Source organism: Mesoaciditoga sp., assembly GCF_054006115.1.
Window position 1 is genome coordinate 1 of record NZ_JBPNHS010000007.1, and the last position, 22,922, is coordinate 22,922.

The following is a 22,922-nucleotide window of genomic DNA, read 5'->3' on the forward strand; positions in this document are numbered from 1 at the left end:
AATAGCACGCGGACAAACAATGGAAGTGAAAACAAAGAAAAAGAGAATAAAAACGAAACTGGAATAATAGCCATACAAGGAAACGATTTGGCAATAGGGGCGGAAATATACATAGACGGCAAAACATATGGGAAACTCACATTGGCTGGAACGTACATACAATTACCATTAGGAAAACATGAAATAAAAATAGACAGTGACAAAATAAACACGTGGAAAAAAGAAATAGAAATAGACTACGAAAACGAGCTTGTAAAAGTAGAAGTAGACGCGGAAGTTGCGACTGGAAAAGCGAACATATTGACAACGCCGATGGGAGCGGAAATATACGTAAATGGGAAAGACGTGGGACAAGCGCCGTACACATTAGAAGGTCCAGTGAATAAAGAGTATGAAATAAAAGTAGAAAAGTATGGATACAAAGAATTCGACATCTTGGTTAAATTAAAAAAAGGAATCACGGAAAGCTTCACATACACGTTAAAGAAATTGAAGATGTACTCTTTGGAGATAGACAATCCCTTGAATGCGTATGTATACGTGGATAGGAAATACATTGGAAATGAAAGCACTCTTTCGATAAGGGTACCTGTAGGCACGTGTAAAATAAGCGCTAAAAAGGATGAATATGAAGATTATGAAAAAGAGATAAGTGTTCCTCAAATAGCGAACATAGAAATTCTTTTACAGAAAAAGAGTCTTTCTTCTTTGAAAGAAAAAACTCAGAGTTTCAAGAAAAACGCTTTTTGGATTACTGGAGGATATTATCCACAACTCTTTGTAGATATGACAGATATAGGTGATGTATCATTGCACATTGGTCTTGGATATAGGCATTTCTTAAGCAAAAACACTTTTGTAGAGTATTCTGTCGGAGACGATCATTACAAGAATCCATGGGGTACATGGTATGATTGTATGGGAATATACGCCGGAATAGGATATGGAAACGATAATAGAGGGATTTCTGGAGGACTTGCCCTTTGGGAAAGCGGACCTGATGTGGCTTTTCACATTTATTGGACAATGTTTAAGATTGGGAATCTCAGAATCGGTCCAGATGTAACTATAAGCCTTAGTAATCTGTTTTGCTGTGGTACTCTGTATGTTGGATATGTAGGCTTTACATCTGAATTTTAGAAGTGCTTATGCGAAGATATTAAATTGATGCTTTTGTTTGATTGTTACAAATTTTATATGAAGTGAAGGAAGACATTTTTGTAAGCATTATGAAGAGAATTTTTTTGAAATGCTCTGAAGATGTACATGATAAGGCTTGACATGATATGAGTTTTGTTGTAGAATAATAACGTCTGTATAGGGCCATTAGCTCAGCTGGTAGAGCAACTGACTCTTAATCAGTAGGCCGCAGGTTCGAACCCTGCATGGCCCACCAGCGAAAAAGCAGAAGCCACCGCTTCTCACCTCCACCTACGGGGAAGAGGTAAGTGTATAAGTAAAAGTGAAGATGATTTTCTTCAAGTGAAGAAAAAGGGTGGCTGCGCCATCCAATTTTTTTTGTAAAGGGAGAGTGATAAACATAAAAAAAACAGGGCCTTTAAAAAACGAAGAAATTAAGAGTTCCACGGTAAGGCTGATTGGGCCCGAGGGCAATCAGTTTGGAATAGTTTCAAGAGAAGAAGCCCTCAAAAAGGCAAACGAATATGGCTTGGATCTTGTGTTGGTATCGCCAAATTCAAAACCTCCAGTTTGTAAGATAATGGATTTTGGCAGGTACATGTACGAACAGAGCAAAAAACAAAAAAACAACAAAGCAAGTGGAAATGTTTTAAAACAAATGAAGTTCAGGCCGAAGATCGATGAACATGATTATCAGACCAAGTTATCACATGTTAAAAGGTTTTTGCAAAGTGGAAATAAGGTGAGGATCACGATCATGTTCAGAGGTAGGGAAATGGCCTTTACGGATAAAGGAAGAGAAATTTTAGATAGAATAGCGAAAGATCTCCAGGAAATAGCTGAAGTGGATTCACCACCTGTTCTTGAAGGTAGGGACATGAGGATGGGATTAAGACCTAAGAAAGTTTCCGCCAAGGAGGAGGAGAAAAAATGAAAAATAAGGTTAAAACCAACAAAAGCGTGGCAAAACGCTTTAGAGTGACAAAAAATGGAAAGATATTACACGCATCTGCCAATAGAAGCCATAAGAATTATCATAAAAGCGGGTCGCGTAAAAGAAGATTAGACATCGGTTCTGAACTTCAACCGGCTGATAAAAAGAGAATTAGAAGAGCTTTAGGAATTTAACGAAGGATGTGATCTTGTCATGAGAATTAAGAGAGGTACGATTAAGAGAAAAAAGCATAACAAAGTTCTCAAAGCCGCGAAAGGATATCGTGGCGCGAGAGGAAGATTGTACAGACTGGCAAAAGAATCCACAACGAGAGCAGGCATTTACGCTTACGAAGGAAGAAAAGTTAAGAAAAGGGATATGAGAAGCTTGTGGATCACAAGGATAAACATTGCTGCCAGAAATGCCGGATTGAAATACAGTGATCTTATACACGGATTGAATCTCGCGGGCGTAACCATAAACAGGAAGATGCTCTCAGAAATGGCGGTATCGGATCCGGATATGTTCAATTCGTACGTTGAAATCGCAAAAGAACATTTATCCGCTCAGAAATGAGCGGTATTGTTTTTGAAACGCATTGAAGTAGGAGGTGTAAAAATGGCAAAGAAGTACGTATACTTTTTCGGAGAAGGAAAAGCTGAAGGAAATGCAAAAATGAAAGACATATTAGGTGGGAAAGGTGCGAATTTGGCTGAAATGACGAATTTGGGTATATCCGTTCCACCTGGATTCACGATAAGTGCAGAAGTGTGTGATTATTATTACAAACATGATAAGACTTATCCGGATGGATTGAAAGATGAAGTAGAGGAACATCTGAAAAGATTGGAAAAGGTGAGTGGAAAGAAGTTTGGGGATGTTAACAATCCATTGCTCGTTTCTGTTCGCTCCGGTGCAGCCATATCGATGCCCGGTATGATGGATACGATTTTGAATCTCGGTTTGAACGATCAAAGCGTGCTGGGGTTGGCAAAATTAACGAACAATGAAAGATTCGCCTATGACGCTTACAGGCGTTTTATTCAGATGTTTGGGGATGTCGCACTTGGAATAGAACATAGGAAATTCGAACAAGAAATAGAAGCGATAAAAGAAAAACGCGGCATAGAGTTGGATACCGAAATGACCGTAGAAGATCTCAAAGAGTTAGTTGAACGTTACAAGGAACTTTACAAGAGGGAAGGAAAAGAATTTCCTCAGGATCCTATGAAACAGCTGTGGATAGCCATAGATGCCGTTTTTGGTTCATGGATGAACAAAAGGGCAGTTGACTACAGAAGACTCAACCACATTCCAGAAGATGCCCTTCTCGGAACGGCTGTAAGCGTCGTTTCGATGGTATTTGGTAATATGGGTGACACGAGTGGAACTGGTGTTGCGTTTACAAGAGATCCTTCTACTGGCGAAAAGAGAAGATACGGAGAATTCTTGAGAAACGCACAAGGTGAAGACGTTGTTGCTGGTATAAGAACGCCTGAGAGCTTGGAAGGTTTGAAGAAAGTCTCAGAAGAAGCGTACAACGAATTGTTTAGAATATTCGATATCCTCGAAAAACATTACAGGGATATGCAAGACGTTGAGTTCACCGTTGAAAGAGGAAAGCTTTACATGCTCCAAACAAGATCTGCCAAGAGAACGGCAATGGCAGCTGTCAGAGTGGCCGTAGATATGGTAAACGAAGGACTCATAACCAAAGAAGAAGCCATCATGAGGGTAACACCAGACCACGTTGATCAGCTTCTCCATCCGATGTTTGTTCCTGATGAAAAGAAGAAAGCGATTGAGGAAAAGAGACTGATAGCCAAGGGCTTACCCGCTTCTCCAGGTGCGGCTTCTGGAAAGGTAGTTTTCTCTGCCAAATTGGCTGAAGAGCTCGGTGAAAAGGAACCTGTTGTGTTGGTTAGACCAGAAACTTCTCCTGAAGATGTTGCCGGAATGGTTGCCGCTCAGGGAATCCTTACCGCAAGAGGCGGAAGAACTTCACACGCAGCGGTTGTCGCGAGGGGAATGGGCAAGTGCGCCGTTGTCGGATGTGAGGCCATAGAAGTTGATGAAGGGAAAAAGGAATTCCATGTTGGTGATATAACCGTTAAGGAAGGAGATTGGATCTCCATTGATGGTTCAACCGGAGAAGTTTTCCTTGGAAATATAAAGGCCATAAAACCACAAGGACTCGAAGGAAATCTCGCCACCATTCTCGAATGGGCTGATGAGATAAGAAAATTGGGTGTAAGAACCAATGCGGACATTCCAAGGGATGCCAAAGTTGCGAGGGCTTTCGGAGCAGAGGGAATTGGATTGTGCAGAACGGAACACATGTTCTTCGATAATGAAAAGATCCCTGTTGTGCGTGAAATGATCGCTTCTGAAACAAAGGAACAGAGAGAAAAGGCACTTGACAAACTTCTTCCAATGCAGAAAGAAGATTTCAAAGGCCTTTTCAGGGAAATGAAAGGATTACCAGTTACCATAAGGCTTATAGATCCACCTCTCCACGAGTTCCTTCCAAAAGAGGAAGAAGCGCAGAGAAAACTTGCCAAAGACTTGGGAATAAGCTTTGAAAGGGTTAAGGAAATAGTTGAATCTCTTCAAGAATTCAACCCAATGATGGGACATAGAGGATGCCGCTTGGCGATTACCTATCCTGAGATAGCGGTCATGCAAACAAAAGCCATTATCCTGGCTGCCATTGAATTGAAGAAAGAAGAGAATATCGAAGTTATTCCCGAGATAATGGTTCCACTTGTTGGACATGTCAACGAATTGAAATACGTTAAAAACGTTATAGTGGAAACCGCGGATGCACTTATCAAAGAAAGCGGAGTGGATCTCAAGTATCTCGTTGGAACGATGATAGAAGTCCCTCGCGCAGCTGTTACAGCAGATCAGATTGCAACTGAAGCTGATTTCTTCTCATTTGGAACCAACGATCTTACGCAGATGACGTTTGGATTCAGTAGAGATGACAGCGGTAAATTCCTTAAAGATTATCTTGATAAGGGAATCTTGAAAGTGGATCCATTTAAAACATTGGACAAAGATGGGGTTGGAGAACTCGTGAGAATGGCCAAGGAAAAAGGAAGAAGTGTTAAGCCAGAACTCAAGCTGGGTATTTGTGGTGAACACGGCGGGGATCCGGCTTCAATAAAGATAGTGAACGAAATAGGCTTGAATTACGTGAGCTGTTCTCCTTACAGAGTTCCTATAGCGAGATTGGCAGCGGCTCAAGCGGTTGTCGAATCTAAAAATGGATAATAACTTCATTAAATGAAATGGCACACGCACACTTTGACGTGTGCCATTTTTCATGAAAAAAACAAGTTATTTTTTTAAATAATTCGAAGAGGTGATGATGATCTTATGAACATTTTGGCCTCACTTCAAACGGTTTTTTCAACAAGCGCGCTGTACACTTTTACGGTTGGAAATCTGGTTATGATAGGAATAGCCATTTTCATGATATACGCGTCGTACAAATACCACGCTGAGCCCTTGCTGCTTATACCCCTGGCTTTTGGAATGATCGTCTCTAATATTCCGGCTATTTCATCTGGACTTTTCGCACCTCCCACTGTTGTAAATGGGGTTCATATATCTGGTGGTGTTATGTGGTACATTCAGCAGGGAATGTACACTGGTGTTTATCCTCCTTTGATATTTCTTGGAATAGGAGCCATAACCGATTTTTCCTTTGTTCTGGCCAGACCAATATTGTTCTTAATAGGTGGTGCGGCACAAATAGGCATTATGACCGCATTTATAGTGGCGAAGATGATGGGTTTTAACATATTTCAAGCAGCTTCAATAGGAATTATCGGTGGGGCAGATGGTCCTACTTCGATATTTTTAACATCGCGTCTTGCACCTGATATCTTGGGAACAGTTGCAGTCGCGGCCTATACCTACATTGCCCTTATTCCATTTATAGAGCCACCTATTCAAAGACTATTCACGACGAAAAAGGAAAGACGAATAAGGATGAAACAGGCGAGGGTGGTTTCAAAAAAAGAAAGAATTATATTTCCAATAGCCACCACAATAATCGCGGGTACGTTGGTTCCTAAAGCGTTGCCTTTGATAGGTTTTTTGATGCTTGGTAACCTTTTAAATGAAATCCCGCTCACAAAAAGACTTGCCGATACTGCTGGTCATGCTTTGCTCGACATAGTTGAAATATTGTTGATGCTTTCAGTTGGTGGTACGACGAAGGCTGGAACTTTTTTGACTCCCGGCACCCTTAAAGTGCTACTGCTTGGAATAATAGCATTTGCGGCTTCGCTATCTGGTGGGGTTTTATTTGTGAAATTCTTGAATCTTTTCTTGAAAAACAAGATAAATCCCCTTATAGGAGCAGCCGGTGTTTCGGCCGTACCAGATGCCGCTAGGGTAGCGCAGCAAGTGGCTCAGAAGGAAGACCCTCATAATTTCATTTTGATGCAGGCGATGGGGCCAAATGTTGCCGGTGTCATTGGCTCAGCTTTGGTTGCAGGAGTGTTCCTTTCAATGTTAAAATAGAGACGAGGAGGAGGTGCGCTTATGGCGAAAAAACTCTTTAGCGTGGATATAGACTACGATTCATGCAAATCGTGCGGAATATGTTACTGGGTGTGTCCAACACACACAATAATAGAAGGTGAATTGCAGGCTCCAAAGATATCCGATATGGATAAGTGCATTGGATGTATGCAATGTGTTAATTTGTGTCCGGATTTTGCCATAGAAGTTACGCAAAGAAAAGTGGTGGAAAAGAAATGAATGAGAAAAGATTCGTGATAATGCAAGGCGATGAAGCGTGTGCAATGGGAGCTTTGGTGGCTGGATGCAGGTTCTTCGCAGGATATCCCATAACTCCTGCGACAGACATAGCTGAGGTTATGTCAAGAGAGCTCCCAAAAGTTGGAGGTACTTTCATTCAAATGGAAGACGAACTTGGAAGCGCTGCAGCCATAATAGGCGCTTCTTTGGCAGGTGTCAAATCGATGACCGCAACGAGCGGACCGGGGTTCAGTCTTATGCAAGAGGCTTTTGGGTACGCTTCTATGACGGAAACTCCGACGGTTTTCGTTGACGTTCAGCGTGGAAGTCCAAGCACAGGTCTTCCAACGAAACCAGCGCAGGGTGACATAATGCAGGCAAGATGGGGAACACATGGGGATCATGCGGTTATCGCCTTGTATCCCTCAAGTGTTGAAGAAGTTTACAGATACATAGTGACGGCTTTCAACTTCGCTGAACTTTACAGGACTCCCGTTGTATTTTTGATGGATGAAACGTTGGGACATATGCGAGAAAGTTTTTACCTTCCGTCTCCTATGGAATTCGATATTGTTGAAAGAATTCAAACGAATGAGCTGAAAAACGAAACGGTCTATCAGCCTTTTTTAGAGGATTCGGAATTGTACGATGACATTCAGCCCCTTGTTTCCATGGGAAAATCGAGATTTCACGTTTCTGGATTGTTCCACGATGAAAGTGGTTTTCCCGTCGGAGAGTCAGAAATTGCGTCTCAACTTATGAAACATTTCATAAACAAGATAAAACTTCATCTTGATGACATTCTCATCTACGATACATATATGATGGAAGACGCTGAGTACGTCATAATTGCTTACGGTATAACCGCAAGAAGCGCTTACAGGGCCATGAAACTTGCCAGGGCAAATGGGATAAAGGTGGGCTTATTCAAACCTATAACTATCTGGCCATTCCCTTCAGTTCCGTTAAAAAAGATATTAAACAATGTTTCCGGTGTTGTGGTTGCAGAGATGAACATGGGACAATTCTCACATGAAGTGAGTAGAATAAACAAGCGTCAAGTACCGATGCAAACGGTGTTAAGAGAAGATGGTCAATTGATCTCTCCATTTGATATAGTTAATGCTTTAACCAACCTGTTGGGAGAAAGCGAGGACTGATTTGGCGCTTTTTTTGGCGTTGATAACGATATTTTTCTGGGGGATTTCCTTCGTGGCAACAAAAGTTGTCGTGAAGGAGATCCCTCCTATAACTTTGGCAACATTCAGATTTCTAATTTCTCTGTTAGTGTTGAAAATAGTTGTTCAAACTTCATCTAAAAAGACAAAACTCTCAAAAGAAGAAAGAAAAAACGCCATTCTTGCCGGTTTTTGGGGAGTAACCATGTATTTCATCTTCGAAAATATGGGAGTCAAGTTCACCACTCCTTCACAAGCTTCTTTGATCATAAGCTCCGTGCCAATATTTACCATAATAATTCAAGATGTGCAACGAAAAAAAGCGAGTTCATTTAGGTTATACCTCTTGTCGTTTGTTTCTCTTGTGGGCGTCGCACTCATAGTTTTTTCTCACGGTTTAACTTTCAGTTACGGCATGGTGGGTGATGCTTTTATCCTCATCGCGGCTTTTTCATGGGGAATGTACACGCTTTACGTAAATAAGCTTGAAAGGGCCGATAACCTTCTTTCAACCCTTGCCATGACCAAGTGGGGATTCATCTTTCTCATTCCGTTTTCCACAATAGAATACTTGATCGTTAAACCACATTTGTCGTATGCTTTTCGACCTGATATTCTTTTGTGGCTTTTGTTTTTGGGGATTTTATGCTCAGGATTGGGATACGTTACGTGGAATCACGGTATAAAAACGTTAGGTTCGCGCACGACAAACAATCTTTTGTATTTAATACCTGTTGTTTCCGTCGCTGCGGATTCTTTGATGCTTAAAAATTCCCCTCCTTTTATCGTTTACATCGGAGGGGCACTTATAATGTTTGGGGTTATTCGCGGAGAAAGATTAGCGAGAAGAGAAGACCTTACAGTATCCGATTGATCCTGTTTTTCGCATCTACAACCACGGTTTTTGCTTTGTGTTCTTCATTTTCATCGAAGAGGCCGTAAGCCATTATTATGACTCTATCTCCAAGTTCTCCCATTCTTGCAGCTGCGCCATTCAATTCGATCGCTCCGGAATCGGCCGGACCTTTTATAACGTAAGTTTCAAATCTTTTGCCATTTTCTATGTTGACAACTTGAACCAATTCTCCTTCTTCTATGCCAACAGCTTTCATAAGCGTTTCGTCTATGGTTATGGAACCCTCGTATTCAAGACTCTTATTTGTTATTCTTGCTCTGTGAATTTTCGCGTGAAGAAAAAATCTTTTCATAATTCACCTCTTTTTTTACTTTTCACGTCAATTTTAGCACTTTCGGTGGTGTATAATCAACATTGAGGGATGAATGAATGCTGCTGAGTGTATGGAAAACGAATTTGGGAGAGTTTACGATAGACCTAAATATAGATAGTGTTTCTTACAACAAAGCCAACGAGGAAAAAAAGGCAAAGGCATTTTTCTTTCGTTTGGTAGAACTTCTTTCCGTTTATCTAACCAAAGAAAAACTTGAAAATGTAAAAGAAAAATATCTTAGAGAGTTATCTTTTTCTCTGGCGAAAGCCAACGGTTTTTTTGAGAGTTATTCACCAAAAGAGGGAAAACCTTTTTACAATTCTTTCAGAAATGCGTTGAGGGTGAAAAGAGCCGCTGAAAGCGAGAGAATGTGGCAAAATGCGGTGGAAAAGTGGAGGGAAAATTTCAGTGAGAAATTGAAGATGGCTGTAAAGGAATACAAAGATCTGATCGATGGGGAAAAACGTATCAAAATAATTCAAAATTCGGCGAAGCTGGGGTGGTTTTTTTCACCAGATGTGATTTCAAAGATGCGTTTCAGATCTTCTAATATCAGTTCCAGGAGCATTTACGAAAAGGTCAGAAAAATGTATTCTTCTTCAGAGAAATTGGTTGAAATGAGCAAAAAGTGGTTTGATGTGAAATATTTTTCCAGGAGAAAAAAGATAATAAGATCGATAATAAACGCCTATGAGAGAAAAGAATTGGAACTCGCAATATACGCCCTTCTTCCACAAACCGAAGGAGTTGTGTGGGATTTTTTGTCTCACACCAACCCGATGGAAGGTGAGATGGAAGAGATGATAAAGTTTCAAAATAGAAAATTCGTCACGGTTGAAGCCGTTATGAGGATGATCATGAACATGGTTAGCGGAGAAGACAAAGTTCCTTTTTACAGGTGGGTTAAGTTTGCGGAGTACGACGATTTGAATCATGATCTGAACAGACATGCCATTGAGCACGGAATTTCATCAAGGTTTGGAACGAAAGAGAATTTCTTAAAACTTTTCCTGTTTTTTGATTTTCTTCACTTTGTGATTTCAAAAATGAAAGTGGAAAATGAAAATGTGAGAGAGGTGATAAGAATGTCTAATATAACGCATAATGTCAAGGAAATTCTATCGGAAATACCAGAGTATGTTCACTTGGTGGCTGCCGCAAAGACAAGGACGGCTGAAGAGATAGAAGAAGCCATAAGGGCAGGTGTGAAGATAATAGGAGAAAATTACGTTCAAGAAGCTCAAAATGTTTTTCCGCTTGTCAAAGAAAAAGCGGAATGGCATTTTATAGGAAGCATGCAAAAGAACAAAATAAACAAGATAATTCGTATTTTTGACATGATAGAGACCATAAATTCCTTTGAAATGGCTGAAGAGGTTGATAAAAGATGTGCGAAAATAGGTAGGATAATGCCCATTCTTATCGAAGTGAACAGTGGAAGAGAGCCACAAAAATCTGGTGTCATGCCGGAAGATGTGAAAGAAGTCGTAACTCGCATTTCCACTTTGAAAAATGTTAGGGTTTTGGGGCTCATGACGATGGGACCGCGAACGGGGGAACCGGAAGAGGCGCGCCCATATTTCAAATTGACAAAGGAAATTTTTGATGAGATAAAAGAGGCGCAAATACCAAATGTAAGCATGAAATTTTTGTCAATGGGAATGTCCAATTCGTACAAAATTGCGATAGAAGAAGGCGCTAACGTGGTAAGAATAGGCACAAAGATCTTTGGAGAAAGAATATACAAAAAGTGAGGGGTTGAAGATGTGGCTTCTTATATCCGATTCTCATGATAATCTTGAAAAGATAGATAAAGCCGTGGAGGTGGCGATAAAGAACAACGTGAGTGCGGTTTTCCATATGGGGGATTTCAACTCTCCTTTTGTCTTTTCACATTTGTTGAAGGGGAATTACGAATTCTTTGGCGTTTTTGGGAACAACGATGGAGATCTTTTATTTCTTCAAGAAAAGGCGGCAAACAAGATAAGAAGAAGCCCCGCCGAAGTGGAGTTTGAAGGTAAGAAGATCTTTATGATGCATCAGCCATTTGCGTTGGAAGCGGCCAAATCTTCTCAAATTTACGATTACGTTTTCTTTGGGCACACCCACGAACTTTCCATCGAGAAAGTTGGAAAAACTCTTGTTGTAAATCCCGGCGAGCTCTGTGGATATCTAAGCGGAAAATCGACATGCGTTCTTTTAAATGCTGAAAATGGAAAGTACGAAGTGATAGAACTTTGATATGGCGTTTTCTTAAGAAAAATTGGATAAGATATGCCATTGGCATGGCGTTCTTGGTTTTCATAGATTACCTTCAAATATTGGTGCCGAAGTTCATCGGAAAAACCGTTAATCTTTTGACCATTTCTCCCATAAACGTTCATCTCATTTTTATTTATGCTATGAGCATTCTTGCAATAGCGGGTGGCGTTATGGGGGGAAGATTAGTTTGGAGATTGTTGATAATAGGTGGGGCGAGAAAGTTTGAGAGATTCGCTCATCAGGAGCTTTTCGATAAATTTCTAAGGCTTCCCATCGCCTTTTTTGAGAAAAAAGGGGTAGGAGATTTGATGGCCTACTTCAGCAACGACATCATGGCCGTAAGGGCTTCATTGAGTCAAGGCGTCGTGATGACCACTGATTCTGTGGCAATGACGATCTTTGTTTTTTTAGGGATGCTTACAAGTGTTGATTACAGGTTGGTTTTGATCTCTTTAATCCCACTTCCTTTTGTGGCATTGGCCTCGTGGTCTTTTGGTGGAAAAATTCATTCAAGATTTAAGAAGGTTCAAAAGTCTTTTTCTTCCATAAGCGAGCGCGCACAGGAAAGTTTTTCCAATGTTAAAACAATAAAATCATATGGTGTAGAAAAGAATTTTGAAGAATTGTTCTCAAAAGAATGCGACGGTTTTGTCAACAACAACATTTCTTTGTTGAAGATATCCGCCGTTTTCGATCCGCTAATAGATTTTCTAGCGGCTGTGACTTCTGCAATAGCCCTTTTTTACGGTGGAAGGATGGTCATAGCAGGTACTGTAAGCTTGGGAGATTTCGTTGCTTTTATAGCATATCTTGGTATGCTTGTTTGGCCCTTTATAGCTTTGGGATACGTTGTTAACGTGCTTCAAAGGGGACGAGCATCTTTCGAAAGATTAAACGATTTGATGAAAGAAAAAGAAAAAGAAGATGGAGAAAAGTTTTTTCCAAATTCGTTTGAAGAGCTCAAAGTCAATTCGCTTTCTTTTTCGTATGGTAATGGCATAAAAGTTCTTGACGATGTCAATTTGAATATAAAAAAAGGGCAAAAAGTTGCGATAGTTGGGAGAACGGGATGTGGAAAATCTACGTTGGTAAAGGTTTTACTTAAGCTGTACGAAGTGGAAAGAGGACACATTTTTTACAACAATGTTGACATTGTGGATTTGAATGAAAAATCCTTAAGAGAAAAAGTGTTGTTGGTTCCTCAAGATTCTTTTCTCTTCAGCAGCACCGTTTCGAAGAACATAGCATTTGGATTTGAAGAATTTTCTTATCATGATGTTGAGGAAGCTTCAAAGACGGCTCATTTTCATGAAGAAGTTGTTAAGTTCGATAAATCGTACGAAACAGTGGTAGGGGAACGTGGTGTCACCTTGTCGGGTGGGCAACGTCAACGCTTGGCTCTTTCACGAGGTGTATTCAAAGGAGCCGAAATGATAGTATTGGATGACGTTCTTTCCGCTGTTGATTCAGAAACCGCCTCAAAAATACTGACAGATCTGTCAAAATCTTTAAAAAATTCCACAGTAGTTGTTGTTACACACAATTTGGCATCTATAAAGAACAGCGACCTCATTTTCGTTATGGACGAAGGACATATAGTTGAAAGCGGAAAACATGAAGAACTCATGCGAAAAAAGGGGTTGTACTACGAGCTGTTCATGATTCAGCAGCTTGAAAGGGAAATTGGTGCCTAAAATTCATCTTATTTTTTCATTTGAAGAAGAATTTTTTGGTATTATAATATTCGCTTCACAACTCTTCTTAAAAAGGACATATAAAAATGGAAAAATCTGAAGAGATAATAGAGATTCTGAAGTCAAAACTTTCAAAAAAGTCGTGGGAGATGTGGTTTGGAACCTTCAGCGTGAAAGATATTTCTGAGACGCTGATCACTTTTTCCGTTGGAAACATATTCATAAAAGACTGGCTGAATCAAAAGTACCATAAGCAATTCAAAGAAACAATAAAAGAGGTTTTTGGAAGAGATATTCCTTATGTAATAGAAGACGAACTGGTAAACGAAGAACCAAAAAGAGAAAAAAAGGTTGAAAGGCTTATAAGAAAAAGGCCAGTTGTATACAGTGAATTCAACAAGGAGTACACCTTTGAGAACTTCGTTGTTGGTCCTTTTAACGAGGAAGCTTACGACGGAACTTTGGAAGTGACGAAGACACCCGGAAAGATGAATCCCTTTTTCATTTACGGTGGAGTGGGGCTTGGAAAGACGCATCTTTTGCATGCCATGGGTAATTATCTTTTGCAAAACTCTCCCGACGTGAGAGTGATGTATGTAACGGCCGAAAAATTTATGAACGATCTTATCATGGCAATAAGGAACAATTCAACGCAAGAATTTAGAAAGAACTTCAGGGAAAAGATAGACGTTTTGATGATAGATGACATACAATTTTTAATGGGAAAGAATGGTATTCAGTCTGAACTTTTTCACACTTTAAACCATCTTCTAGATCATTCAAAGCAGATAGTGCTGTGTAGCGACAGAACTCCTACCCAACTTTCGGAGTTTCAACCGAGGCTTGTTTCAAGATTTCAAATGGGCTTGGTGGTAAAAGTTTACGATCCGGACGTTGAAACATCCATGCAGATAGCGAGAACTTTTGCGCAGAGAAACGGAATTCTTTTAAGTAATGAAATGGCAAGGGAAATAGCTTTATCCTCTAACAACGTCAGAACAATTAAAGGTATAGTAACGAAGCTTGCCTTTAAAAGCATGAAAGAGGGAGTAAGTGAAAAAACCGTCATGAAAGCGGTAAGGGACATAGTTGGAAATGTTCCCACTATGAAGGAAAGTGTTTCTGAAAAAGAAGCTTTTTTCCAAATGCTTTCCAGCGTTTTTGACGTATTGCCGGCTGAATTAGACGCGAAGATAAGAACCGCTAATCTTTCGCGTGCCAGACAAGTTGGTATGTATTTCGCGAGAAAATACCTTCATAAAACTTTTTCCGACATAGGTGCATGGTTTGGAAGAGATCACTCTTCAGTCGTTTACTCGTGTAAAAAGGTTGAAGAATCCCTTAGAAAGGGAAATCCAAAGGTCAGAGAAAAGATATTCATCCTTCAGAAATTGTTACACAAGCAAAGCGGTGAGTCGGCAGGATGAATGCATCAAATCAAAGAGAAAGAGAAGAGTACACAGTTTCGTTTTTTGAGAATATAGATCTTTTTCGATGGGCTTTTAAGTACATAAGACCGTATTGGAAGATGTTAACCCTGTCCATAATATTGATGGTTTCCGTGAGTCTTCTTTCTTTAATACCGCCTTTTTTGATGAAAAATGCCATAAATTTTTATCTTCATCCTACAACCTACATGATGATTTCGCATCCAAACCCTTACGCAGTAAAATGTGGGAATAATTACTTCGTGCCAAAGAAAAATGGTCAGTACAAAATCGAAAAAGAGAAAGGCCAAATGTACATTGTAGGGAAAAATCTTAGATATAAAGTTAACGTTTCTTCTTTTGATAGAATGAGAATTTACGAAGTGAGCATTATAGCGTTTGAAGTGTTTTTGATATATCTTTTCATCTTTATCATAACTTATCTTCAGGAGTGGACATCACAGCTTGTTGCCATAAGAACCGTTAATGATGTAAGAAACACTTTATTTTCGCACGTGCTCAGACAGCCAATGAAATTCTTTGATTCGAATATAAGTGGACGTCTTGTTACGAGAGTTACCAACGACGTTCAAAATCTTAACGATATGTTCTCAAAGATAATCGCTTCCACGTTCAAAGATGCGGTATTGATAGCCGGCATTCTTTACGTGATGTTTATGATGAATCCACGATTGTTTTTGATACTGCTGCCAGTCTTCGGATTTGTGGCTTTTATAATTTACGTTTTCAGGTTTTTCTCTAGAAAAGCTTACAGAATCATGAGGGCAAAGCTGGCAGCGTTAAACGCTTTTCTTGCAGAACATTTAAACGGTATGATAGTAACGTTTCTTTTCAACAAAGAAAAAGAGAAGTCCAGAGAATTTTACGTTATCAACAACGATTATTACCATTCATCTATGAAAATGGTTTTCATTTACGCCATCTTTAGACCAACAATAGATTTTACGAGGTACTTTGCCATAACGCTTTTAATATGGTTTGGGGCCAAATCCATAATCGCTGGAAACCTGGAAATAGGGACGCTTTTCGCGTTTGTAAGTTACATTGGAATGCTATTTCATCCTATAAACGACATGGCAGAAAATTTCTCAAATCTTCAGTCATCTATGACATCTGTTGAAAGAATAAAGGGATTGCTGAATAGGCCTCTTCCTCAGAATCCAAGAACTTCTTTTGTTATTAAAAGTGGGGATATAGAAGTTAAAGATCTTTGGTTTTCTTACAACGACGATGATTGGATTTTGAAAGACATTTCTTTCAAAATGAAAGATGGGGAAAAAGTGGCTATCGTTGGACATACGGGAGCCGGTAAATCGACCATTTCATCCATCCTAACGGGTTTGTATGAGTACAAACGTGGAAGCGTTAAGATTGGAGGAGTAGAAGTAAAAGAGTGCCCATTTGAAGAGCTTAGAAAGAAAGTGAACATAGTTCTTCAAGAAGTGATGCTTTTTTCAGGAAGCGTTGAGGACAACATAACGCTCTGGGATAAAAGTATAAGCAGAGAAAAGGTGTTAAAAGCTGTAAAGGATTTGGAATTAGAAAAATTCATCAGTTCTCTTCCCGATGGAATTGAAACGAAGGTTAGGGAAGGAGGAACAAATTTGTCCACAGGTCAACGCCAATTGATTTCAATCATTCGGGCCTTTGTAAGAGATCCTAAAGTTGTTATAATGGATGAGGCCACTGCCAATATAGATGTTGAAACGGAAGCAATGATTCAAAGAGCGATAAAAAAGCTCACCACGTCAAGAACAACATTGATAATAGCCCATCGACTTTCCACAATAAGAGACGTCAGTAGAATAATAGTTATTCACGATGGAAAGATAGTTGAAGAAGGAAGTCACAGCGAATTACTTAAATTAGGAGGAGTTTATGCAAAACTCTACCGTCTCCAGAACTTTGAGAATATCGAAAGCGTTTGAAAAATATATTTTGGATCCTTACACTTTGAAAACTCCATTCTTTGATAGTTCGTATTCCATAAACAGAAAAATCGTGGTAGAAGTAGGATTCGGTAACGGAGAATTGATCACAAGAATGGCAAAGGCCAGAAAAAAAGATCTTTTCATAGGAATAGAAAACTCCGAAATATCTTGCGAAAAGGCTGTAAAAAGGGCTTACGATATGAAGGTTGAAAATGTGAAATTTGTAAGGGGAGATGCAAAGTTTCTGGCAAGAGAGCTTTTTGGTGATAAGAGTGTTGATCTGTTCCTTGCCTTTTACCCAATTCCATGGCCAAAGAAGTCTCAAGAGGGAAAGAGGCTTTTTGAGAAAGATTTTTTGAAGGTTGTTTCTTCCATTTTAAAAGATTCTGGAAGATTCGTAGCGGTTACAGACGACGCTTTTTATTTTAAATGGACTGTTAATAACTTAAAAGAGCTGGAAATAGATCATGTTACCCATACATTAAAACCGATAAAAGCCACCAAGTACGGAAGAAAATGGGAAAGGCTAGGCAGAAAAAGCTGGTCTATAATTTCTCGTCCAAAAAATTTTGAAATAAATAGGATACTGGAGGGACAAGAGTTGCCTCACGCTCACATCAAAGCAATTTCTGAAGAAGCGGTAAGTAAGAAACTTGAAACGCTCTCTGTCATGAGTTTTCATGAAAACGAATTGTTTGTTGAATTCAAAGGCTTTTTTAAGGGAAGAGATGAGTACGTCTTGAGAGTGATCGGAGTTGATGGTAAATTTCCGCAACTGTACTACATAACCGTGAAACGCAGAAGAGATGGCTGGTTGGTTCGCCTCGATGACGTTGCAAAAGTTTTCAAAACTCCTGCTGTGAAAAGGAGCATAGAATACGTTGCTAACGCCTTAAAAAACTGATAAAGATGGAGTGTAAATAAAATGCTTGCCATGCAACTCGTAACGGTGGCACTTTTCATCTTTGCGTATTATTTCATAATAACTGGAAAAATGGATAAAGCTGGCGTTTCTTTTGTTGCCGGTGCTTTGATCATAGGAGTGAATTCCGTTACCGGCATGGTTCCAAAGCTGGCCATAAATCATGTCGGAGAGTTTGTCGATTTTGATACGATAGCGCTTTTACTTGGGTTGATGGTCATTATTCCGTTTATGGGTGACGCTGGGGTATTTCAATTTTTGGCCGTTTTGGTGCTGAAAATAAGTAAAGGAAACCTCAAATTGCTTTACATTTTAACGGCTTTCACCGTGGCGCTTTCTTCCGCATTTTTGAACAACGTTTCAACAGTTATGGTGTTTGTCCCGGTTATTTTAGCCATTACGGAATCTCTGGATAAGGACCCATTCCCCTTTTTGATGATGATAATTTTTTCTGCGAACTTTGGTGGTGGCATGACCCTAATAGGGGATCCTCCAAACATGATCGTCGGTTTTGCCAACCACTTTTCCTTTATTGACTTCGCCATCAATGCTACGCCAGGCGTGATTATTGCCATGGTGGTGGTACTTTTCCTGTGGCTTAGAAAGGAAAAGAATTACTTCAAAATGCCTGAAAGAGAAAAACGCGAAAATATGGATCCATTTTCGGCAATTACCAATAAAAAGCTTGCCATTAAATCAAGTTTAACGTTCTTAGGCGCGATAGTGGGTTTTGTTCTTCCACAATCTTGGAACATTTCACCTTCAACGGTTGCCATTGTTGCCGCTGCTGTGCTTCTCCTTTTAATAGATGCCGATTCAAAGACCATGGAAAAAGTTTATGCGAGGATAGATTGGCCCACGATCTTTTTCTTCATTGGAATGTTTGCATTGGTGTACGCTTTAGAACAAACGGGAATAGCTGATATGATATCCAGTACTTTATCCATACTCATTCCCAACAATTTTGTTCTGACGATGGTTGTTTTCTGGCTTGCTTTGGTTATGGCATCGATTTTAAGCGCGGTTCCAACGGTTATGATAATGATTCCCATAATCCATGGTTTTGAAAAGATATTTGGCTCTAATTCTTTAGTATGGTGGGCTTTGGTTATGGGACAATGCCTTGGAGGAAACTTAACGATAGTCGGAGCCGCGGCGAATATGGTTGTTGCCGGAATGACTCAGAAACTCGAAAGGGGAAGACTGGAATTCAGTTCTTACTTTAAATACGCACTTCCGGCTGTTGTGCTATCTGGGGCAACGGCAAGCGCTTATTTGATCGCAAGGTATGTGCTTTGATGTCGTGCATGAACATTAAAGAGATATCGCAAATGACTAACGGCTTTTTTAAGGCCGTTTTGTTTTTTGCAAAAGACAAAAGGTAAAGAAAAGCTCGATAGTGCCGATTATCTTTATGGAAGAAAAATGGAGGTGACATGAGATGCGAATAGATGGTGTGCCATCTGCTCCACAACCTATTGAAAACAACAAAGGAAAACACTCTTCCAAAGCAGAAAAATACAACGGAGAGGTTTTCACACACACGCGTGGAAAAGGCGTCGATTTTGAATCGTTCATGGAGGCTTTGAAGTATTCCATGAAAAGTGAAGGGGATAGGCAAAAGCGCGTTATGGAGATCAAAGAGTTGGTCCTTTCGGGCAAATATAGCGTTGATACGGAAAAGCTGGCAAGAAGGATGATCGACGCGATGGGTGGGAAGCTATGATGGAAAAAAAATTGATGAAGATGATGGAAGAGGAAAAAGAAAAGGTTACAGAATTGATAGGGGTTTTAAAAGATAAGAGAGAGGCCATTGAAAAAAATGATACAGTCTCGTTGAAAAGTATTTTGGAAAAAGAAAAGAAGACTGTGGATGCTTTAAACAAAATGGAAAGTGAAAGGTTAGATGTTACCAAGCAAATAGCAAAAGAATACAATGTGGAACCTACCATATCAGAACTATTGGCACACATTGGTGAGCCCCTGCGTCACGATCTAACTCTTATGGCAGCGAGGCTGACCGAATTGCTCAACGAAGTGAGCCTTTTGAATCTTGGTATCCAGCAAATGATAGCTTACAGGCTTGAGGAATTTGACGTTTTAATGGATGCAATTAGAGGAAAAAGGATAACTTACGATAAGTACGAAAAAGGGAAGAGCGGAACGGTTTTCAACAGGAGGGCTTAAATGCCGGAAGCTGGTTTGTTCATGAGTTTAAACACGGGTGTACTTGGAATGTACACCCAACAGATGGCAATGTCTGTTGTTGCGCACAACATTGCGAATGCCAACACGCCGGGTTTTTCGCGTCAGCGCGCCGTAATAACGACCATGCCACCTCTTCCAATGCAAACACTCACCCAAACTAATATGCCCATTTCCTTTGGAACTGGTTCAAAGGTAAAAGACGTTCAGAGAATACGTGATTCCTTTTTAGATTTACAATACAGGCAGGCAAACTCGAAGCTTGGCTTTTGGGATGAGGTTAATACTCAATTTCAGTACATAGAGCAACTTGTTGGTATGCCTGGAAGTACCGGCTTAAGAAGTCAATACGATGAATTTTGGAAAGCCGCTCAACAAGTTGCCACCACCCCTTCGAGCGTGGGAGCAAAGGCGGAGTTTGTTCAGTCTGCGAAAGCTTTGTTGGAAAAGGTTCAAAGCGTTTACAAATCGCTTGAAGCCATGAAAGGCAATTACACCCATCAACTTGAAGCTGAGGCGGAAAACGTTAATTCCATTCTCAAAAATATTGCGGATTTGAATGTTAAGATCAGGGAATCATCGGTTTTGGGAAATAAACCAAACGATTTGCTCGACAAACGGGATTTGCTTTTAGACAAGCTATCAAAGGAAACGAATTTCAAGATGGTCACGTACAAAGATGGTGAAATAGCGATAACGATAAATGGAATAAACGTGCTTTCAGGTCAAAAGTACGTACCGCTTAAGTTCCAACGCATAAATGGGAAGCCCAACAAATCTTTTTTATCCGTTAACAATATTCCCCTTATTCCAACTGAAGGGAAGATAGGCGCGCTATTTCATTTGAGAGACAAAGTTGTATCGAATTACGAAAGTGTTTTGAATGGTTTTATGCTCAATTTGGGTGACAAGGTGAATACGATTTTAAATCAATCGTACGATCAGAACGGAAATCATGGACAGTCTCTTTTTAACTTTGAAAGCGTTCCAGGGCAGACCAACGCACTTTACAGAATAGAGTCTGCTAATCCTCCAGATGGAATTGTTTACGATCCGAAAAAGAAGCTTTCAGAACTCTTTGCCGGAATATCCGGGGATGTTACTCTAAACGTGAATGGCGCGGTGATAAAGGTAAGTGCAGACGATTCTCTGGATGATTTGATATCTAAAGTTAACGCCGCAAAAGTTGGCGTGGAATTTTCTCTCGCTCCACGTGGAAATTTGGTTGTTAGGGCAACTAAAGGTGATAACTACGATCTGTTAAGACAGGCAAATGGAAACGAAAATCCAGTAGAGATAAAAGCTGTAAGTGATGGTGCGAAAGCCTTGCTGAAGTCTCTTGGATTTACGTTGAAAAGTGATTATTCTGTAGATTTAAAACATTACGCCGAAGTTGCCGATGAAACTCAAGCTTTGAGCGTTTCTTTTAATAATCCCGTTTTGCACATGAGTGTGAATTCTTCTTTACTTTCCGATCCGAGCAGAGTGGCTACGGATTTTTCACCACAATTTTTGTCTTCGTCTGCCGTGGGAACGGTTTCTCCAACGGGTGAACAAGGTTCAGGAGGCATGCAGCTGATAGTGGATTTAAAAACTTATGATTACGACAACGTTACCTCAATGGACGGTTTTTTTGGAAATTTCGTGAGTCAAATGGGAATTGAAGGTCAAAACGCATCGGCAATGTACAACAATACCTCCTCGCTTGTCAATCAAATAGAGCACGATCGCCAAGAAGTTTCAAGCGTATCTATAAACGATGAGATGTCTCAAATGCTGTTGTATCAGAACGCTTACACGGCATCTGCAAGGGTTATTTCAACGGTTAATTCAATGATTCAAACGTTGGTTAATATGGTCAGGTGATGAGAAGATGAGAGTTAGCCAGAGTATGATGAAAAACATGCTTATAAACGATGTTGATAACATACTAAAAAGATTGGCAAATTTGCACCATCAAGCGGCAACTGGGAAGAAATTTGAATTTCCATCGCAAGATCCAAGCGGGGCTTTTCTCGCGTCAACTTACGATTCATCTTTAAGGCAGTTAGACGCTTACAAAAACTCACTTGAACAGGTTGAGGGAAATTTGAAAGGATACGATTCGATGCTTAGCCAAATAACATCTTCTATTCAAAGGGTCCACGCTTTAGTAGTTCAAGCGTCTAACGATACAAACACTCCAGCGGATAGAAAGGCTATAGCAGATGAGATAAAGAGAATAAGGGAATTCATAGTAGAAGTTGGAAATACGAAGGTTGGAGATTCGTACCTTTACAGTGGTTCGAAGGCAAGTGTTCCCATAGTTGCTTCTGGGTCCGGAACAAATGAAACTTATTATTACGTTAGCAATTCTGTAACTTCAAATGCCAACTATCTAAAAGTTGGAACTTCTATAGTGAGGACGAATTTGACTTTGCCAGATCTCTTTCACTACAACGGAAGCGTTTCAAACAGTTTGTTGTCTTATACCACCGCCGGCGGGACCACTTTGAGCACTTTTAACGTGACTACAAATAGTGCCATAACTTTGAATGGTGCCATGAAAATAGATCTATCAAGCGGGGGAAAGATTCATGAAAGTGGTGGCACCATAAATTTGGTGGTCGGGAACGCAAGTGGGGCGAGCGTAACTGTGAGCTATTCAGGAGCAACTTCCGTAGTCATAAATGGTAAGGTGATCACTTCGGGGAGCGGTTCTAAAATACTTTCCGCTGGGGCATCGTTAACCATAGTTGGTGGGAGTGTAGATTTGTCAGGAGAATCGGGAGAAAATGAAGCCGTTATCACTTCTTCAAATGTAACTCTTAATCAAGCGTCTGGAAGCAGTGTAACGACTTTGTCTAAAAATACCAAGAGTGCCCAAATAAGAGAAGGATTGTTGGACAAGATAATAAAAGATCTAGATGATAACAACGTTGAGGAAGTGCGAGGAGAAGACCTTAAAGACCTGGAAAGCTATGAAAATTCGCTCGAGAAAGTGACAGCGGATATAGGTTCGAGGGAGCAAATAATTTCCCAACTGATAAACGAAAACGCAAATTTCAACTCGTACATCACGCAATTGCTTTCCAAAACGCAGGATGCCGATATGGTGAAGGTGATTTCAGATCTTTCGATGCAAGAGAATGTTTACAAAGCTGCGTTAGAATCAAGTGCAAAGGCCCTTTTGCCCACTCTTGCAGATTTTTTGAGGTAATACT

Annotated in this window: 21 protein-coding genes and 1 tRNA gene; 21 read left to right on the forward strand and 1 reads right to left on the reverse strand. The window is 40.1% G+C overall.

Annotation, left to right across the window (positions count from 1 at the left end; all coding sequences use genetic code 11):
* The 10 genes from ACXJIN_RS00885 to ACXJIN_RS00930 form a co-directional block, all read left to right on the forward strand.
* Positions 1 to 1,140 (forward strand): PEGA domain-containing protein (locus tag ACXJIN_RS00885; RefSeq protein WP_456398729.1); only part of this gene is annotated, 1,140 nt, incomplete at its 5' end.
* Positions 1,141 to 1,320: 180 nt separating this feature from the next.
* Positions 1,321 to 1,396: transfer RNA gene (locus tag ACXJIN_RS00890), tRNA-Lys, on the forward strand.
* A gap of 135 nt (positions 1,397 to 1,531) precedes the next feature.
* A complete protein-coding gene (gene infC, locus ACXJIN_RS00895) occupies positions 1,532 to 2,074 on the forward strand; it encodes a translation initiation factor IF-3 (protein ID WP_456398731.1) in 543 nt (180 codons plus the stop codon).
* A complete protein-coding gene (gene rpmI / locus ACXJIN_RS00900) occupies positions 2,071 to 2,268 on the forward strand; it encodes a 50S ribosomal protein L35 (protein ID WP_456398732.1) in 198 nt (65 codons plus the stop codon). Before infC ends, rpmI begins: the two co-directional genes overlap by 4 nt.
* A gap of 19 nt (positions 2,269 to 2,287) precedes the next feature.
* Positions 2,288 to 2,650 carry a 50S ribosomal protein L20 gene (gene rplT / locus ACXJIN_RS00905; protein WP_456398733.1) on the forward strand — a complete coding sequence of 121 codons (363 nt, stop codon included), beginning with the start codon at positions 2,288 to 2,290 and terminating at the stop codon, positions 2,648 to 2,650.
* Positions 2,651 to 2,692: 42 nt separating this feature from the next.
* Entirely contained in the window at positions 2,693 to 5,350 is a 2,658-nt protein-coding gene (gene ppdK, locus ACXJIN_RS00910) for a pyruvate, phosphate dikinase (protein ID WP_456398735.1), read from the forward strand.
* A gap of 105 nt (positions 5,351 to 5,455) precedes the next feature.
* The gene (locus ACXJIN_RS00915; RefSeq protein WP_456398736.1) at positions 5,456 to 6,610 is read left to right on the forward strand and encodes a sodium ion-translocating decarboxylase subunit beta; all 1,155 of its coding nucleotides are present in this window, start codon (positions 5,456 to 5,458) and stop codon (positions 6,608 to 6,610) included.
* Positions 6,611 to 6,631: 21 nt separating this feature from the next.
* Positions 6,632 to 6,850 carry an ATP-binding protein gene (locus tag ACXJIN_RS00920; protein WP_456398738.1) on the forward strand — a complete coding sequence of 73 codons (219 nt, stop codon included), beginning with the start codon at positions 6,632 to 6,634 and terminating at the stop codon, positions 6,848 to 6,850.
* Entirely contained in the window at positions 6,847 to 8,010 is a 1,164-nt protein-coding gene (locus ACXJIN_RS00925) for a 2-oxoacid:acceptor oxidoreductase subunit alpha (protein WP_456398740.1), read from the forward strand. The genes ACXJIN_RS00920 and ACXJIN_RS00925 overlap by 4 nt, the downstream gene beginning before the upstream one ends.
* 1 nt (position 8,011) lies before the next feature.
* Complete coding sequence (locus ACXJIN_RS00930) at positions 8,012 to 8,902, forward strand: DMT family transporter (protein ID WP_456398742.1); 891 nt, start codon at positions 8,012 to 8,014, stop codon at positions 8,900 to 8,902.
* On the opposite strand, the gene panD is transcribed toward ACXJIN_RS00930, so the two are convergent.
* Entirely contained in the window at positions 8,886 to 9,236 is a 351-nt protein-coding gene (gene panD, locus ACXJIN_RS00935) for an aspartate 1-decarboxylase (RefSeq protein WP_456398744.1), read from the reverse strand. The two genes, ACXJIN_RS00930 and panD, sit on opposite strands and share 17 nt — an antisense overlap.
* A 1,106-nt stretch (positions 9,237 to 10,342) precedes the next feature.
* Here panD and ACXJIN_RS00940 point away from each other — a divergent pair.
* The 11 genes from ACXJIN_RS00940 (at position 10,343) to ACXJIN_RS00990 (ending at position 22,918) form a co-directional block, all read left to right on the forward strand.
* Positions 10,343 to 11,011 carry a YggS family pyridoxal phosphate-dependent enzyme gene (locus ACXJIN_RS00940; RefSeq protein WP_456398830.1) on the forward strand — a complete coding sequence of 223 codons (669 nt, stop codon included), beginning with the start codon at positions 10,343 to 10,345 and terminating at the stop codon, positions 11,009 to 11,011.
* Positions 11,012 to 11,021: 10 nt separating this feature from the next.
* Complete coding sequence (locus ACXJIN_RS00945) at positions 11,022 to 11,498, forward strand: metallophosphoesterase (RefSeq protein WP_456398746.1); 477 nt, start codon at positions 11,022 to 11,024, stop codon at positions 11,496 to 11,498.
* Positions 11,495 to 13,213: an ABC transporter ATP-binding protein gene (locus tag ACXJIN_RS00950; RefSeq protein ID WP_456398748.1), complete on the forward strand. Its 1,719-nt coding sequence runs from the start codon at positions 11,495 to 11,497 to the stop codon at positions 13,211 to 13,213. The genes ACXJIN_RS00945 and ACXJIN_RS00950 overlap by 4 nt, the downstream gene beginning before the upstream one ends.
* An 86-nt stretch (positions 13,214 to 13,299) precedes the next feature.
* A complete protein-coding gene (gene dnaA, locus ACXJIN_RS00955; protein WP_456398750.1) occupies positions 13,300 to 14,640 on the forward strand; it encodes a chromosomal replication initiator protein DnaA in 1,341 nt (446 codons plus the stop codon).
* The gene (locus ACXJIN_RS00960) at positions 14,637 to 16,589 is read left to right on the forward strand and encodes an ABC transporter ATP-binding protein (protein WP_456398751.1); all 1,953 of its coding nucleotides are present in this window, start codon (positions 14,637 to 14,639) and stop codon (positions 16,587 to 16,589) included. The genes dnaA and ACXJIN_RS00960 overlap by 4 nt, the downstream gene beginning before the upstream one ends.
* The gene (gene trmB, locus ACXJIN_RS00965; RefSeq protein ID WP_456398752.1) at positions 16,540 to 17,496 is read left to right on the forward strand and encodes a tRNA (guanine(46)-N(7))-methyltransferase TrmB; all 957 of its coding nucleotides are present in this window, start codon (positions 16,540 to 16,542) and stop codon (positions 17,494 to 17,496) included. Before ACXJIN_RS00960 ends, trmB begins: the two co-directional genes overlap by 50 nt.
* 21 nt (positions 17,497 to 17,517) lie before the next feature.
* Positions 17,518 to 18,813: an ArsB/NhaD family transporter gene (locus ACXJIN_RS00970; RefSeq protein ID WP_456398754.1), complete on the forward strand. Its 1,296-nt coding sequence runs from the start codon at positions 17,518 to 17,520 to the stop codon at positions 18,811 to 18,813.
* A 142-nt stretch (positions 18,814 to 18,955) separates the two neighbouring features.
* Positions 18,956 to 19,240 (forward strand): flagellar biosynthesis anti-sigma factor FlgM, encoded by a 285-nt coding sequence (locus ACXJIN_RS00975; RefSeq protein ID WP_456398755.1) that lies wholly within the window; start codon positions 18,956 to 18,958, stop codon positions 19,238 to 19,240.
* On the forward strand, positions 19,240 to 19,701 hold the full coding sequence (locus ACXJIN_RS00980; protein WP_456398757.1) for a flagellar protein FlgN: 462 nt from the start codon (positions 19,240 to 19,242) through the stop codon (positions 19,699 to 19,701). The genes ACXJIN_RS00975 and ACXJIN_RS00980 overlap by 1 nt, the downstream gene beginning before the upstream one ends.
* Positions 19,702 to 21,585 (forward strand): flagellar hook-associated protein FlgK, encoded by a 1,884-nt coding sequence (gene flgK, locus ACXJIN_RS00985; protein WP_456398759.1) that lies wholly within the window; start codon positions 19,702 to 19,704, stop codon positions 21,583 to 21,585.
* A 7-nt stretch (positions 21,586 to 21,592) separates the two neighbouring features.
* Entirely contained in the window at positions 21,593 to 22,918 is a 1,326-nt protein-coding gene (locus ACXJIN_RS00990) for a flagellin N-terminal helical domain-containing protein (RefSeq protein WP_456398761.1), read from the forward strand.
* Positions 22,919 to 22,922 lie beyond the last annotated feature (4 nt).

Excerpts from the sequence above, each read along its gene's own strand:
- rpmI (WP_456398732.1), top strand. The coding sequence starts at position 2,071 with ATGAAAAATAAGGTTAAAACCAACAAAAGCGTGGCAAAACGCTTTAGA.
- rplT (WP_456398733.1), top strand. The coding sequence starts at position 2,288 with ATGAGAATTAAGAGAGGTACGATTAAGAGAAAAAAGCATAACAAAGTT.
- ppdK (WP_456398735.1), top strand. The coding sequence starts at position 2,693 with ATGGCAAAGAAGTACGTATACTTTTTCGGAGAAGGAAAAGCTGAAGGA.
- ACXJIN_RS00915 (WP_456398736.1), top strand. The coding sequence starts at position 5,456 with ATGAACATTTTGGCCTCACTTCAAACGGTTTTTTCAACAAGCGCGCTG.
- ACXJIN_RS00920 (WP_456398738.1), top strand. The coding sequence starts at position 6,632 with ATGGCGAAAAAACTCTTTAGCGTGGATATAGACTACGATTCATGCAAA.
- ACXJIN_RS00925 (WP_456398740.1), top strand. The coding sequence starts at position 6,847 with ATGAATGAGAAAAGATTCGTGATAATGCAAGGCGATGAAGCGTGTGCA.
- panD (WP_456398744.1), bottom strand. The coding sequence starts at position 9,236 with ATGAAAAGATTTTTTCTTCACGCGAAAATTCACAGAGCAAGAATAACA.
- ACXJIN_RS00940 (WP_456398830.1), top strand. The coding sequence starts at position 10,343 with ATGTCTAATATAACGCATAATGTCAAGGAAATTCTATCGGAAATACCA.
- ACXJIN_RS00945 (WP_456398746.1), top strand. The coding sequence starts at position 11,022 with ATGTGGCTTCTTATATCCGATTCTCATGATAATCTTGAAAAGATAGAT.
- dnaA (WP_456398750.1), top strand. The coding sequence starts at position 13,300 with ATGGAAAAATCTGAAGAGATAATAGAGATTCTGAAGTCAAAACTTTCA.
- ACXJIN_RS00960 (WP_456398751.1), top strand. The coding sequence starts at position 14,637 with ATGAATGCATCAAATCAAAGAGAAAGAGAAGAGTACACAGTTTCGTTT.
- trmB (WP_456398752.1), top strand. The coding sequence starts at position 16,540 with ATGCAAAACTCTACCGTCTCCAGAACTTTGAGAATATCGAAAGCGTTT.
- ACXJIN_RS00970 (WP_456398754.1), top strand. The coding sequence starts at position 17,518 with ATGCTTGCCATGCAACTCGTAACGGTGGCACTTTTCATCTTTGCGTAT.
- ACXJIN_RS00975 (WP_456398755.1), top strand. The coding sequence starts at position 18,956 with ATGCGAATAGATGGTGTGCCATCTGCTCCACAACCTATTGAAAACAAC.
- ACXJIN_RS00980 (WP_456398757.1), top strand. The coding sequence starts at position 19,240 with ATGGAAAAAAAATTGATGAAGATGATGGAAGAGGAAAAAGAAAAGGTT.
- flgK (WP_456398759.1), top strand. The coding sequence starts at position 19,702 with ATGCCGGAAGCTGGTTTGTTCATGAGTTTAAACACGGGTGTACTTGGA.
- ACXJIN_RS00990 (WP_456398761.1), top strand. The coding sequence starts at position 21,593 with ATGAGAGTTAGCCAGAGTATGATGAAAAACATGCTTATAAACGATGTT.